At 40.8% G+C, this 13,706-nt stretch carries 14 protein-coding genes; 5 read left to right on the top strand and 9 right to left on the bottom strand.

Going from position 1 to position 13,706, the window contains the following annotated elements; translation table 11 throughout:
• Nucleotides 1-5: 5 nt before the first annotated feature.
• The 4 genes from BW961_RS06755 to BW961_RS06740 all read left to right on the top strand — a co-directional run bounded on the left by BW961_RS06755 (nucleotide 6) and on the right by BW961_RS06740 (nucleotide 3,288).
• Nucleotides 6-1,112 carry a GerAB/ArcD/ProY family transporter gene (locus BW961_RS06755; RefSeq protein ID WP_068582527.1) on the top strand — a complete coding sequence of 369 codons (1,107 nt, stop codon included), beginning with the start codon at nucleotides 6-8 and terminating at the stop codon, nucleotides 1,110-1,112.
• A gap of 19 nt (nucleotides 1,113-1,131) precedes the next feature.
• Complete coding sequence (locus BW961_RS06750) at nucleotides 1,132-1,365, top strand: hypothetical protein (RefSeq protein ID WP_068582524.1); 234 nt, start codon at nucleotides 1,132-1,134, stop codon at nucleotides 1,363-1,365.
• Between the two features lie 120 nt (nucleotides 1,366-1,485).
• Entirely contained in the window at nucleotides 1,486-2,394 is a 909-nt protein-coding gene (locus BW961_RS06745; protein ID WP_068582521.1) for a DMT family transporter, read from the top strand.
• A gap of 93 nt (nucleotides 2,395-2,487) precedes the next feature.
• Nucleotides 2,488-3,288 (top strand): Cof-type HAD-IIB family hydrolase, encoded by an 801-nt coding sequence (locus tag BW961_RS06740; protein ID WP_068582518.1) that lies wholly within the window; start codon nucleotides 2,488-2,490, stop codon nucleotides 3,286-3,288.
• 100 nt (nucleotides 3,289-3,388) lie between these two features.
• Here the strand turns inward: BW961_RS06740 and BW961_RS06735 are convergent, their stop codons facing one another.
• On the bottom strand, nucleotides 3,389-4,462 hold the full coding sequence (locus BW961_RS06735; RefSeq protein ID WP_394327604.1) for a site-2 protease family protein: 1,074 nt from the start codon (nucleotides 4,460-4,462) through the stop codon (nucleotides 3,389-3,391).
• Nucleotides 4,463-4,743: 281 nt separating this feature from the next.
• Here BW961_RS06735 and BW961_RS06730 point away from each other — a divergent pair, with 281 nt between their 5' ends.
• A complete protein-coding gene (locus BW961_RS06730) occupies nucleotides 4,744-5,838 on the top strand; it encodes a peptidylprolyl isomerase (protein WP_068582515.1) in 1,095 nt (364 codons plus the stop codon).
• A gap of 121 nt (nucleotides 5,839-5,959) precedes the next feature.
• Here the strand turns inward: BW961_RS06730 and BW961_RS06725 are convergent, their stop codons facing one another.
• From BW961_RS06725 to BW961_RS06690, 8 genes are all read right to left on the bottom strand, one after another.
• Complete coding sequence (locus BW961_RS06725) at nucleotides 5,960-6,730, bottom strand: MBL fold metallo-hydrolase (protein WP_068582512.1); 771 nt, start codon at nucleotides 6,728-6,730, stop codon at nucleotides 5,960-5,962.
• Nucleotides 6,731-6,852: 122 nt separating this feature from the next.
• Nucleotides 6,853-7,914: a sulfate ABC transporter substrate-binding protein gene (locus BW961_RS06720; protein ID WP_082867391.1), complete on the bottom strand. Its 1,062-nt coding sequence runs from the start codon at nucleotides 7,912-7,914 to the stop codon at nucleotides 6,853-6,855.
• 38 nt (nucleotides 7,915-7,952) lie between these two features.
• Nucleotides 7,953-9,017 carry a sulfate/molybdate ABC transporter ATP-binding protein gene (locus BW961_RS06715; protein ID WP_068582508.1) on the bottom strand — a complete coding sequence of 355 codons (1,065 nt, stop codon included), beginning with the start codon at nucleotides 9,015-9,017 and terminating at the stop codon, nucleotides 7,953-7,955.
• Between the two features lies 1 nt (nucleotide 9,018).
• Nucleotides 9,019-9,816 carry a sulfate ABC transporter permease subunit gene (locus BW961_RS06710; RefSeq protein ID WP_068582504.1) on the bottom strand — a complete coding sequence of 266 codons (798 nt, stop codon included), beginning with the start codon at nucleotides 9,814-9,816 and terminating at the stop codon, nucleotides 9,019-9,021.
• Complete coding sequence (gene cysT / locus BW961_RS06705) at nucleotides 9,813-10,628, bottom strand: sulfate ABC transporter permease subunit CysT (protein WP_068582501.1); 816 nt, start codon at nucleotides 10,626-10,628, stop codon at nucleotides 9,813-9,815. The genes BW961_RS06710 and cysT overlap by 4 nt, the downstream gene beginning before the upstream one ends.
• 352 nt (nucleotides 10,629-10,980) lie before the next feature.
• On the bottom strand, nucleotides 10,981-11,565 hold the full coding sequence (locus BW961_RS06700; protein ID WP_068582498.1) for a TetR/AcrR family transcriptional regulator: 585 nt from the start codon (nucleotides 11,563-11,565) through the stop codon (nucleotides 10,981-10,983).
• A 5-nt stretch (nucleotides 11,566-11,570) separates the two neighbouring features.
• Nucleotides 11,571-12,203, bottom strand: a complete 633-nt coding sequence (locus BW961_RS06695) for a YigZ family protein (RefSeq protein WP_068582495.1) — start codon at nucleotides 12,201-12,203, stop codon at nucleotides 11,571-11,573.
• Nucleotides 12,204-12,338: 135 nt separating this feature from the next.
• The gene (locus BW961_RS06690; RefSeq protein WP_068582492.1) at nucleotides 12,339-13,694 is read right to left on the bottom strand and encodes a glucose-6-phosphate isomerase; all 1,356 of its coding nucleotides are present in this window, start codon (nucleotides 13,692-13,694) and stop codon (nucleotides 12,339-12,341) included.
• Nucleotides 13,695-13,706 lie beyond the last annotated feature (12 nt).

Raw genomic sequence — 13,706 nt, 5'->3', positions numbered from 1 at the left:
AAGTCATGCCTGAGAACGGTAAAATAAGTATTCGTCAATTCACCATCCTCGTGATGCTCGTCACCATTGGGGATTCAATTCTGATATTACCTAGTATATCTAGTTCGTTTGCCAAACAAGATACATGGATATCAGGAATCATCGGATTATTAGTAGGTTTGATAGCCGTTTATATATTCAGCGCACTCGGAAATCTCTACCCCAAATTAACCTTGATTCAAGCGATTCAAAAGATTCTAGGAAAATGGTTCGGAACACTCGTAGCCGCTTTATTTCTACTGTTTCCTTTGATTACCATTGTGACATTTACAAGGGAGATGGGTGATTTCATCACCACAGAGATGATGGCTGAAACCCCAACTCTAGCGATTCAAATCTTATTTACATGTATTGTTATCTTCGCAGTCCGTTTAGGACTTGAGGTTTTTGCACGTACAGGGGAGATATTCTTACCCTGCATTATCCTTCTGTTTCTCCTGCTGGTCATTTTTCTTATTCCACAAGCTGAATTCGAGAAATTACTACCTATTCTAGAAAACGGAATAAAACCCGTAATACACGGTTCTTTCTCTTTCATAGCTTACCCCTTTTTGGAACTCGTTGTTTTTCTAATGATCTTTCCTTATATCAATCAAGTTAGACTTATAAGGAAAGGTTTCTTACAAGGTGCACTATTAGGTGGCCTCGTACTCATCATCCTTGTCGTAATCTCAATTCTAGTGCTAGGTGCCGACGAGACTGCGAGAACCATTTATCCGAGTTATTCCTTGGCCAGAAGGATAAGTATCGGTCTATTTTTTGAGAGAGTGGAAGCCATGGTTGCTCTTCTATGGATGTTAACGATCTTTATGAAAAGTACTTTTTATTTCTATGTTTTTAACTTAGGGTTAGCACAATTATTGAAATTAAAAGGATATCGGATGTTAACCTTACCTACAGGGTTTCTCATTATTGTACTGTCGCCTATCATTTCCCCTAATATCACTTATTACAATAACCTGCTTGCTGAGTACTTGCCATATTATGACGTGACTTGCTACTTACTATTTCCTGTGTTTTTGTTAGTGATCCATTTCATTAAAAATAGGTTTAAGAGCTCACCTGATACTTGAAGAGAAAGGGGCCATTGACATGTTATCTATCATGGGGATCCTCGTCATTGTCACTGTAATCATTGCCATTGACGTCCCCCCTCTTTGGAGAAAGAAATTAAAAAAGGAGCTTTGGGCATTCTCCATTCTCTTATTGTTCGGGACTGTATTAGGTCTTGCTCAAGCGCTAAAATTGAAGATTCCTAATCCATTGGATTGGGTCATAGCTGTATACAAACCCCTTTCTGATATGGTGGATATATGGTTAAAGTGAACTTGAGCCTCTGTCCCTACAAGGGATGGAAGCTCTTTTTTTTCTTGCTATTTCCTTGTCCAACCTTTATTTTTAAGATACAATTTGTTCACTTGCTTATGAAAGGATGTCTTGTCTCAAGTGAACCGTTCTCACCTCGCTAATTTCAGTCTACTTGTTGTTGCCATCATGTGGGGGTCTACCTTTCTCATCGTTCAAAAAGCCGTTCGCGTGCTTCCACCCCTCGCTTTTAACGGATTACGATTTCTTGGTGCAGCCGCACTATTAGCTCTTATTATTTCGATATTTTATCGAAAAGAGTGGAAGGAATTATCTTGGAAAATGCTTAAGCATGCAAGTCTATTAGGAATTTTTCTATTCATGGGCTATGGATTCCAGACCGTAGGACTCCTTTATACAACAACCTCAAATACAGGCTTTATCACCGGACTTTCTGTTATTATTGTTCCTTTCCTGTCTTTGATTCTGTTGAAACACCCGATCTCTCGCTACACCTGGTTGAGTGCTCTGTTAGCTGCAATTGGACTATATTTACTCACATTCACAGGCTCATCCTTCAGTTTGAATAAAGGCGACCTACTTATCTTCTTATGTGCTATTGCCTTTGCCTTACATATAGCCTACACAGCCATGTTCTCACCAAGATACCCAGCATTACTACTTTGCACACTTCAAATGTTCATTGTGGGGTTACTTAGCACGTTCTCTTCCCTATTGTTTGAGGATCTTGGTCCGATCCATCAGGTCGTAGATCAATTAGTGCAACCAGAGGTGCTTCTTGCATTACTCATATCCATTGGACCTACGAGTGCATTAGCCTTTTGGATTCAGACAGTATGCCAGAAATTCACTTCTCCCTCTCGTGTAGCTATTATCTTTGCCACAGAGCCAGTCTTTGCAGCAATAACGGGAGTCTTATTCGGTGGAGAAGTGCTTGGAACACTTGCTGGAATCGGATGTATTTGTATTCTCTCCGGTATGATTATTGCTGAATTGAAATCTACACCGAGCACATTAGTCCCGAAATAGATTACAATAAGGACAGACATGAATCAATTTCATAAAGGATCAAATATATGAAATTGATTCACATATAAATAGATTAATTAAGGAGAGAAATCCATGTACAAACTGATTGCTATCGATATCGATGACACATTGATTAATGACAATAAGGAAGTATTGCCTTCCACACAAAAAGCACTCGAACAAGCTGTAGCTAAAGATGTAGTTGTTACCCTTGCTACGGGTCGTGCTTACGCATCTGCGCAACACCTTGCACGCCAGACAGGACTAAACGTGCCTATCATTACGTATCAAGGTGCTTTAATTAAGAATCTATTGGATGAACAAGTTCTCTACGAACGTTTCGTACCCAAAGATGCTGCACATAAACTATTTGATTTCTGTATCGAGCATAATCTGCATGTGCAGTTCTATATTGATGATAAGCTATATGCAAGAGAAGAGAACCAAAAGCTGATCGATTATTGTGAATTGAACGGAACGCCCTACTTTATCGAGCCAGATTTCATCAAAATAGTAGACCAACCTACACCCAAAATACTGATAGTGGATGATCCAGCTTATTTGGATGAAATAGCACCGATCCTTCGCGGATTGCTGGGAGATCAAGTTCATATCACCAAATCTAAACCACAATTCTTAGAAATCATGCACCATGAAGGTACGAAAGGACATGCTCTTACTTTCTTGGCTGATCACTTCAACGTTGAACTCTCCGAAACAATCGCTATTGGCGACTCTTGGAATGATCACGAAATGTTAGAAGTTGCCGGTCTAGGCGTTGCTATGGGGAACGCTATTGACGCCCTTAAGGAAATCGCCGACTATGTAACACTAAGCAACAACGAAGATGGCATCAAGCAAGTCATTGAGAAGTTTGTTTTGAACCCGGAGTAAATGAAGTAATGATAGAAAGAGGCTATCCACAGTCATACAAATGACCAGGGATAGCCTCTTTTTTAATATTTCAAAACACACTTAGGGACAAGCTTAGTCATTACACATTAATATTACCTACGCTATGAACCAAGTACATCATACCGATTAGCACTGCTGCAAGTAGTCCATAACTTATTCCGAATTTCCAACGAGATGACAAAGGTACATCATAATACTTATCGTTCTCGTAACGCGTATACTCCACTTGGCAGTTAATCTTAATATGATAATCCTCAGGTGTTCGCTGATGTTCTAGTCCATTCACAAGTACTCTCTTAATGATTCCTTGCTGTGGCATGGAAATGATTCCGTTGAAATCCATACTCACCCACTGTACCTTAACATATTGTCGCTGTTCCTCGAGCTTACAATAAGTACTGAAAGGAAGTTCTCGCTTATGCTCAGGTCCAGGAAGGATAGCGCCTTGTGCATATAGATGCTCCACGGGTACTATAAAGCTTGCCATTACAGACTCCACTACATTCCTATTACGATCTCTGATAAACTTCTTATACAAATCGTAAGCAAACAATGCCCATATGATAAAAAATAACCACGAACGCAAGTAAATAATGACTCCTAATCCTCCTACCAATCCTACGAGCCACAACCAACGTGAAACCGCGGTAGCAATCCGGCCCCCATCTAGTGGATGAATCGGCAATAGATTGATCAAGTTTAGGAAAAATCCTACATACGCCAGTGAGTAGAGTACGGGGCTATCCAGCCAATAAGCAGCAAGGAACACTCCCGCTGCACCTATGGAGCCTAACACGGGACCACCGAATGCTATGTAGGCTTCCGTCTTGGCATCTAGTGGAGTCTTTTTCATGGTAATCATTGCACCAAGAAAAGGAATGAACAATGGTGCCGAGACCGGAAGTCCCTTCTGTTTCGCTGCGAACACATGTCCCATCTCATGAATTAATAATAACAAGACAATGCCCAATGCGAATTGCCATGGATAGATCAGAGCATATGCACCTATCGAAATCGCCATAGAGAATATCACTCCACCAAGCTTACCGAATTTCAGGAGAGCAAGTAGAGACTTACCTTTTAACAATAAAAGCACAATTGTACTTCCTATATACATCAACCGAGAATCCTTTTTCTTTTCCTTATTCTGCAATATATCCTCCCCCACGATTCTCTCGGATAATAATATGATCCTATTATAGTAATATCCAGATAATATCATATGCACTAAGATGAGTAAACAAAGCTAAATCACGAAGTTGCTTCAAGTTTGTGCTATCTACAAATATACACTTATTACTAAATTATGGTAGTATTATGTTGCTCCGCTAGATTACTGTCTATTGCTATAGCTATCTATACATACAAATAGACAACTTTAATTAAACGTAATCCTGCGTGAAACAATTATACTAATGAGGAGTCTTGTAAACAATGAAATTCAATAAAAAAAGAAGTATGGTCATTCTAGCTTCCGCTCTAATTCTATCTACAACAGTGATGGTCAACAGTACTTATGCCCAACAAGCTACGAAGACATTGAAGGCCATCTATAACAACATCAAAATAGTGTACAACGGTACAACAATTACCGCTAACACCAATGCTGAAGCTTTTACTATTGACGGAACTACATACGTCCCCCTACGTATGGCTGGAGAAGCACTTGGCAAGACCGTCCAATGGGATTCAGCCAATACACAAATTACGTTCACGGATAAAGAAGTTGCCACTGAGAACACAGCTGTAGCTACCGTAAATGGTGTCGTTATCACAAAGGACAAGCTGTACAACGAATTGGTTACCGTTGGTGGTGCACAAACTTTAGATAAACTCATTACAGAAGTACTTGTTGATCAAGCGGCTACAAAGGGAAATATCACTGTTACAGATGGGGATCTAACTAAGGAAATCAATAAGCTCAAGAAGAACTTCTCAACTGAGGCTGAATTTAATGCAGCTCTTACCCAATCAGGTATGACATTGCAGAACCTAAAAAATGAAATGAACATGCAGGTGAAAATCAGTAAATTAGTAGAACCAAAAGTAAAGGTAACCACTGCTGACATCAAGAAATATTTCGTTGAACATCCGGGTGAATATGACACAGAAGAAGAAGTACGTGCTTCGCATATTCTCGTGGCAACGAAAGAAGAAGCGAAAAGTATTCTGAAGGAACTCCAAGGTGGAGCTGACTTCGCTACCCTTGCTACAACGAAGTCCTTGGATCCTGGTTCTAAAATCAAAGGTGGCGACTTGGATTTCTTCGCTCGTGGTACTATGGTGGATACATTCGAAACAGCTGCATTCGCTCTAGATAAGGGTAAATTAAGTGGCATTGTTGAATCAAGTTTCGGATTCCACATCATTAAAGTTACCGATCACAAAGCTGCACATAAAGCTACACTAGAAGAGACATCAGCAGCAATTAAAGAAGCATTAATAAGTCAACAGATTGCAACTTTATCTTCAACTTGGTTGGCTGAGCTTAAAGAAAAGTCCAATATCACGAATACACTGATTAGATAACATACAGATTCAACAGAAATTTCTCAGCAGCAATCGACATCAAACAGGTATCTTGTACGCAATTATTGGTGCGAAAGATACCTGTTTTTGTATTTTGCATCCATTTATTCATGATCATCTTTCAAATTAGATCAACACGAAGACCTGTACGCGCTAAAGTCACCTCCATTGGTAGTGGGTATTGTTGATTTAGATCAACATCATGAGACATATGGGTATAGATCACCTTGTTCGGTGTAATCTCTTTCAGTAACAATTCCGCCTCCTTCATATCGTAGACAGATCGTGTTGAGAATTCAGCAGTTTCGTGATAGAAACTTGTACCCAATACCAACAGGTTCAATCCAAACATGGGTTGTTTCTCCGTATGATTAAGGTTAATCGCATCTGAGCAATATACCCAGCTATAGTCATCCTTTTCAAGTCGATATGCGTAAGAATAGCCATTTTTTCCGTGGCACACCTTCCATCCTGAAATACGCCACCCAGCTAACTCTATTCCATAATCTATCGCTATCAATTCAAGATTGTTCTTCAACCAAGGGAACTGGGCTACGATATTAGTTATGACTTCGATGGGTGCGTAAAGCTGACCCTTTCTTCCCGTCCAACGACAAGCATCGGCCCACTCTGGCAATCCACCAATATGATCAAAATGAGCATGCGTAACCAAAACCTTGTCCGTCATTCGTATAGCAAGTGTCTCCATCTGGCTACGCCAATCAGGGCCGCAATCAATAAGGAAAGAGCCACTGGCTCCTTCAATCATAACGGATGATCTCAATCTACGATTTACACCGATCTGCCTTGCTTCCATACATACGCTACAATCACAATAAACCCGTGGAACACCCATAGCGTCACCTGTTCCCAGAAACAATATTCTATCCATGTTAATTAATTTCCCCTTATATTCCTATGTATACCTCCATTATAATCCATAAACATCCTAACGGAATAGGAGGACACACCCTACAATAAGGGGCATCCTCCATTATTATCTTTCAGTAAACTTTAAAGCCCTGCTAATACCTGATACCATACACCACGCTTAGCGTATATAGTATCTCGTACTTGTCCCCATCCTCCGAGGTACTCAATATCAAACAATCCCATTGGAGTCGGATATTTGCTGCGATTCTCATTATATACCTCATCATTCACCGAACGAAATCCATGCTTCGCGAATATCCTTTGCGCTTCTTCACTCCACAAATATTGTACAAAAGCTTCCGCTAATTCACGAGTACCATGTTTATCCGCATATGCACTAACGACCGCAGCTGGATTCTCAATCAGTATCGTGTTGCGTGGTACGACAATATCGTATTTCTTCCCCTTTTGAATACGAGCAAATAGTTCGTTCTCATAGGTTACAATGACATCACCAACACCGTATTCGAATGCTGCCATGGATGATCTACCACTTTTATCTAGTGACTCCACGTTCTCATGTACCTGTTCAAGAAACTGTTTGGCAACCTCAGGATCTCTCGATCCCTGTTCCTCAGACATTTTCAGTCCAGCTCCATAAATCGCGTTGATATCCCACTGCGCTCCACCTGATGTTTTAGGGTTCGGATACAATACCTTCACACCCGGCTTCGTTAGATCCTTGAAGTCTTGTATTCCGAGAGGATTCCCCTCACGAGTACCCAACACAACAATCGACCGAGTTACCATTCCCTTCTCAGGCTTGTTCTTCCAATCGGTGTCCACTAGCTTAGCCTTAATCAGTTTATCGATATCCCCTTCCATCGCAAGAAGGGTCACATCTGCTTCGAAACCTCCAACAATGGCACGTGCTTGAGTACCTGAAGCTTCATAAGATTCTTGGAATTTGACGGTCTGTCCTGTCTTCAATTTCCATTCCTGCTGAAACAAGGGTAAAATATCGGCTAAAGCATCCTTAGCTACACTATATGCACCGATCACAAGGGTCTGCTGTGTATCTTGTACAGGTTCCTTACTATAAGCGGGTAGATCGTCATTGCTACAGCCTATGACCCATAGACTCACTACTATTATCATGATGCTGAAGCATACGTAACGACTAGAGATTCTTCTTCTCATCATCTTCTCCCCCTCCCATTCCCATCTATGCAAAAGCTCTATTAAATCATCATTGAGACTGGGACATCTTTCAGTCTGTTTTCCATAATCCAGCTTCGTTCCTCATTGAACAAATAAGCACGATGAACCAATACACGAACTTCCTGACCTATGCTCAATGTCTCTTTCTCTAATGAACGATACGTGATCAGCTTATGACCTGCGACCTCAACTTCAACTAGCCATTCGCTTCCCCGAAAATGTAAATGTCGTATAATGCCCGCTTCCGTTGCTGAAGCAAGAATGAACTCATGTTCATGGCCCACTTCGATATATTCTGGTCGTATCAAAGCTCGAGTCCCCGAATCTTTCTTTATCTCTTCAAACCCCTTCAAATCAGATACATGATCAATCAACGTAGACTCACCAATAAATGTCGCCACAAATGGTGTCTTCGGTTCTTTATAGATATCCCAAGGTGTTCCCTTCTGCTCGACACGCCCTTGGTTAATAATCATAATTTCATCTGCTACTTCAATGGCCTCATCTTGATCATGAGTTACAAAAATGGAGGTGATCCCTACACGTTCAATCAAGTCTTTAAGCCATGTTCGAAGCTCCTGACGAATCTTGGCATCAATCGCAGCAAATGGCTCATCTAAGAGTAACAGTTGCGGTTCAGGGGCTAGCGCGCGTGCAAAAGCAACACGTTGTCGTTGCCCACCTGATAACTGGTGCGGATAACGTTTCTCAAATCCTTTGAGCCCAGTCAATTCTACCAGTTCCATAACACGAGACTTCACCTTAGCACTAGGTATCTTCTTCACTTTCAAACCAAAAGCGATATTATCAAATACCGTCATATGCTTAAATAACGCATAATTCTGAAATACGAACCCAATGCCTCGTTCCTGCGGTGGTAACGCATTGACCAGTTTCCCATGAAAACGAATCTCACCTGAATCGAGTCCTTCTAGTCCTGCTAACATCCGCAATATAGATGTTTTACCACCACCACTTGGTCCCAACAATCCGATCAGATGACCTTTTTCGATATCAAAACTAACGTCTTTTACGGCATGAAAATCTCCAAAATGTTTGTTCAGATTGCGGACTTCTATATGCATATCAGGACACACCCTTTCTTCTTTTCGTCCATTCCATCATCAGTAACAATCCAATAGAAATAGCTGCAAGGACTAGCGCTACACTGTTGGCGGCTATCACATTGAAATTCTCTACATCCTGATACACGAGTGTAGTCGCCGTCTGAGTCTTGTTCATAATGTTACCTGATACGACAAGAACTGCTCCGAATTCTCCCAGTGACCGAGCTACCGTTAATACGACGCCATATAGAACTGCCCATTGGATCGAAGGCCATGTAACCTTCCAGAATGTTGTCCATCCATAGGCACCCAGCGTTGATGCTGCTTCCTCTTGTTGCGCTCCTATCTCTTGAAGTACAGGCATAACCTCACGCACCATCAAAGGAAACGTAACGAATAATGTGGCAATGACCATACCAGGAAATGCGTACACTACCCGAAATCCAATGTTTTCAAAAAAACCACCCATAATACTTTCTGGTCCTAACAACAATACGATCATTAATCCACCGATAACTGGCGATACCGCATACGGAAGATCCACGAGACTATTCAAAAAGCTCTTTATCTTACGACTGAGCCAATGACTTCTAACCAAATAGATCGCCATCATGACTCCAAAGAGCGTATTTATACATGTAACGACAACTACAACGAGCCCAGTTACTAACAGGGCATGAATCGCTTCAGGTCTGATTAAGGAATCCTTCCAACCGCTAAACCCCTCACTGAAAGCACCTGATCCTATTTTTAATAAAGGAATAATAATCAATACGATAAAAACAATATACGTCAGTGTAATCCAGTACTTCTTCATGATCTTCTCCCTCTCATCTGCACCAAGTTAATGCACCAAAGGATAGAGAAAGATAACGTTAGAAGAATGATAGACACCGCCGCTGCTCCTGCAGCATTATCGCTTTCAACTTCACCATATATAAAAACAGAAGCAATTAATGTCCGACCTGGAATATTTCCAGCTACAAGAACAACAGCCCCGAATTCCGCTAATGCTCTAGAGAAGGCAAGCATCCCTCCGCTGATCATACCTGGTGCCATCGAGGGTAGAAATACTTTACGAAACACACGCGATCCTGATGCACCCATCGTATATGCAGCTTCTTCTTCTGATGGATCTATTTCTTCTAGTAACGGTTGTACCGCTCGAATCACAAAGGGAAAAGTAACAAATACCATGGCGATTACAATCGCGGGCTGATGAAATACAATTTCAAACCCTAATGATTCCGCTATAGATCCAATAAAACTTCCCGGACCTAACAACAATAGAATCATAAGACCTCCAACCGCAGTTGGTAGCGCAAACGGCAAATCCACCAAGCTATTCAGAATCGATCTTCCAAAGAAAGAATAACGGTTTAGTACCCATGCAATCATCGTCCCTATAACCACATTGATTAGGGTTGCAATAACAGCTAATTTCAGTGTTAAAAGAACCGATTTCCATGCGATAGGATCACTCACACTCTCTACGAACATGGACCATCCTAGGGAAAATGAATTGAAATATACGCCTAGTAAAGGTAATACGATGAGCATAATAAAATACAATAAAACAGTACTTCGAAATCCCCAGATCCATCCCTTATGCCGTAATATCGTGTTCATAACTCATGCCCCCTGCCTCCAAAGTTCAATTTGGACGGCTCATCCATTAAGAATATTTTAATAATACCCATTAATCCACTTGGTTTTGTACATATCAGTACTTTACCAAAATTTAACTCATAACGTCAATAGTTTTATTGAATATCTCTCCAGTTAATGTTTCACGTCTTTAGTCATACAGGAATAAACAAATTTAGACATGCAAAACAGGCGAAAAATGGGCAGGTCCTTGCCTGCTCTTCTTCGCCTTACTATTCTAACGTTATTTCACTATCTACATTGATCATAATAATACTATGATCTTGCAACGCGGTATCAATTTAAAGCATGAAGGTCAATAGACATAAGATAACTACCCTAAATTGCGACAAATCAATGATACATGCGTAAGGGCTAATGGCTTAATCTCTTCAAAGGGAATACGGTCTTGAATATAATATGATATGAATCCATGTAGCGACAAAAACAATGTCCGCGATAACTGATCGGGATCCCCTCCAACATGTCCACCATCTTGTAAATAGCCGAAAACAATGGAAGTGAACAATTCAAAGCAACGGCCTTGTTCAAAACGACAGTAGGCAAGTAGTTCCTCATCACGAATCATGAACATAATCTCATATTGATGTGGGTTGTTCATACCATATGATACAAATTCCATCATAAAGTACTCTAGCTTAGACAACCCTTCTGTTTCTTCCACATCGGATGCTTGAACCAATCGATGCGCGAGATGGGCGAAGTCCTCTACTACAATTGCATAGAATAACTCTGCTTTCTCTTTAAAATGATAATATAAAGAGCCGTGACTATAACCAAGGTGCTGACCTATACTACGCATTGAAATGGCGCGATATCCTTTTGTAATAAATAGATTTCTAGCTGCTTCCAAAATCCGTTCCCTCGATAATTCCTGTTCCACCGCTCTTCTTGCCATAGACGTTATTCCCCTTCAATATAATAAAGCTGTACTCCCTCCGAGATCAGGGATTGACCTTGCGTTAAGTCAATCATCCATGCCTTAAATACTTCCGCCTCACTATTTCTTGGAAGACATGTTAGCATCACCTTATCAGTAAAGAAAGTTTCTCCCATTCTAACCTCTTTGTTTCGCAGTTCATTCTCTACCTTACCCAACCAAGTATAATCTACTTCCACAAAAATTTGTTGATGTAGATTACGAGTAATGACCTCTCCTGATTCAATCGCAACAACAGCTCCGTCCGTATATGCCCGAATCAAACCTCCCGCACCTAACATAATCCCACCGAAATAACGAGTGACTACAATCGCAACATTATGTAAGCCTTGATTACGGATCACTTCTAGAATAGGTTTACCTGCTGTACCGCTGGGTTCACCATCGTCTGATTGTTTCTGAATCTCATTCCTTTCACCCAGCATGTACGCTGAACAGTTATGAGTTGCATTCCAGTGTTGTTTCTTGATGTCTTCGATGAATGCAACAGCCTCAGCTTCAGTCTCTACAGGCATAATATGCCCGATGAATTTTGACTTCTTGATGACTATTTCGTTAGATCCCGATCCTCTTACAGTCTTATAACTTTCAATCATATATAACCCTTCCCTATAAACACGCCATACTTGACTTTATTTTAAGAAAAGCAGTTCTCCGAATATGGTGCGACCGGTGAACTGCCTTTTTATCTGTGTAAGTATTATTCTATATTCCAATCTAACAAGAAAAGCCTATTCTGTAAGTCTAGCTTCCAGTTCAGCTTTTTCTTTCTCGTAACCAGGTTTGCCAAGTAGTGCGAACATATTTCTCTTGTACGCTTCAACACCTGGTTGGTCAAATGGGTTAACACCTTGTAGATATCCACTGATTCCGACTGCCTTTTCAAAGAAATATACGAGATATCCGAAGGAATAAGGTGTCATATTCGGAACAGTTACGATCAGGTTAGGAACTTGTCCGTCCGTATGAGCAAGCATCGTACCTTGGAATGCCTTTTTGTTCACGAAATCCATCGTTTTACCTGCCAAGAAGTTCAATCCATCCAAATCGTCAGGATCGCTCTCGATCGTAATATGTTCAGCTACTTCTTCTACCTGAATAATGGTCTCAAAAATATTACGGCTACCTTCTTGGATAAATTGTCCCATCGAATGCAAGTCCGTTGAGAAATCAACAGCTGCAGGGAAGATTCCTTTATAATCCTTACCTTCACTTTCACCGAACAATTGCTTCCACCATTCGGATACATAGTGTAGAGCTGGCTCGTAGTTCACAAGGATTTCAATGGCTTTACCTTTACGGTATAAAGCGTTACGAACTGCTGCATATTGGTAACTCATGTTCTCAGCCACATTCGGGTTGCTGAATTCCACGGAAGCATCAGCAGCACCTTGCATCATTTCTTCAATGTTAATGCCAGCTGTAGCAATTGGTAAAAGACCTACAGGTGTTAGAACAGAAAAACGTCCACCCACATCATCTGGAATAATGAACGATTCATATCCTTCTTCGTTAGCCAGTTTCTTCAGAGCGCCTTTTTCTTTATCTGTTGTAGCATAAATCCGTTTGCGAGCTTCCTCTTTACCGTATTTCTTCTCTAGATCAGCACGGAATACACGGAATGCTACTGCTGGTTCCGTTGTTGTACCCGATTTGGAGATCACATTAACGGAATAATCCTTACCCTCAACAAGATCCAATAGATGAGTGATGTACGTTGAACTAATATTGTTACCTGCGAAATAAATCTCAGGAGTTTTACGTTTGTCTTTAGGTAGCATGTTGTAGAAAGAGTGAGAAAGTGCTTCGATAGCTGCTCTAGCGCCTAGATATGAACCGCCAATCCCGATAACGATCAGTACCTCAGAGTCGCTTTGAATTTTCTTAGCAGCTTTCTGAATACGAGCAAATTCTTCTTTATCATATTGTGTTGGTAGGTCAATCCACCCAAGTGCGTCTGATCCAACTCCTGTTCCATTGTGCAACTGCTCATGAGCAAGTTTGATCGGTTCAGCTAAATAGTCAATTTCATGTTGGTTAATGAAAGATAACGCTTTGCTGTAATCAAAATTAATTTTTTTAGACATAAGTAATGGTAA

Source organism: Paenibacillus macquariensis, assembly GCF_900156375.1.
Lineage (GTDB): Bacteria > Bacillota > Bacilli > Paenibacillales > Paenibacillaceae > Paenibacillus_AQ > Paenibacillus_AQ macquariensis.
This window is presented reverse-complemented; position numbering and strand designations above follow the sequence as displayed.

Bases quoted from the DNA above. Each gene is read 5' to 3' on its own strand.
- BW961_RS06755 (WP_068582527.1), top strand. From the start codon at position 6: ATGCCTGAGAACGGTAAAATAAGTATTCGTCAATTCACCATCCTCGTG.
- BW961_RS06750 (WP_068582524.1), top strand. From the start codon at position 1,132: ATGTTATCTATCATGGGGATCCTCGTCATTGTCACTGTAATCATTGCC.
- BW961_RS06740 (WP_068582518.1), top strand. From the start codon at position 2,488: ATGTACAAACTGATTGCTATCGATATCGATGACACATTGATTAATGAC.
- BW961_RS06730 (WP_068582515.1), top strand. From the start codon at position 4,744: ATGAAATTCAATAAAAAAAGAAGTATGGTCATTCTAGCTTCCGCTCTA.
- BW961_RS06725 (WP_068582512.1), bottom strand. From the start codon at position 6,730: ATGGATAGAATATTGTTTCTGGGAACAGGTGACGCTATGGGTGTTCCA.
- BW961_RS06720 (WP_082867391.1), bottom strand. From the start codon at position 7,914: ATGATGAGAAGAAGAATCTCTAGTCGTTACGTATGCTTCAGCATCATG.
- BW961_RS06715 (WP_068582508.1), bottom strand. From the start codon at position 9,017: ATGCATATAGAAGTCCGCAATCTGAACAAACATTTTGGAGATTTTCAT.
- BW961_RS06710 (WP_068582504.1), bottom strand. From the start codon at position 9,816: ATGAAGAAGTACTGGATTACACTGACGTATATTGTTTTTATCGTATTG.
- cysT (WP_068582501.1), bottom strand. From the start codon at position 10,628: ATGAACACGATATTACGGCATAAGGGATGGATCTGGGGATTTCGAAGT.
- BW961_RS06700 (WP_068582498.1), bottom strand. From the start codon at position 11,565: ATGGCAAGAAGAGCGGTGGAACAGGAATTATCGAGGGAACGGATTTTG.
- BW961_RS06695 (WP_068582495.1), bottom strand. From the start codon at position 12,203: ATGATTGAAAGTTATAAGACTGTAAGAGGATCGGGATCTAACGAAATA.
- BW961_RS06690 (WP_068582492.1), bottom strand. From the start codon at position 13,694: ATGTCTAAAAAAATTAATTTTGATTACAGCAAAGCGTTATCTTTCATT.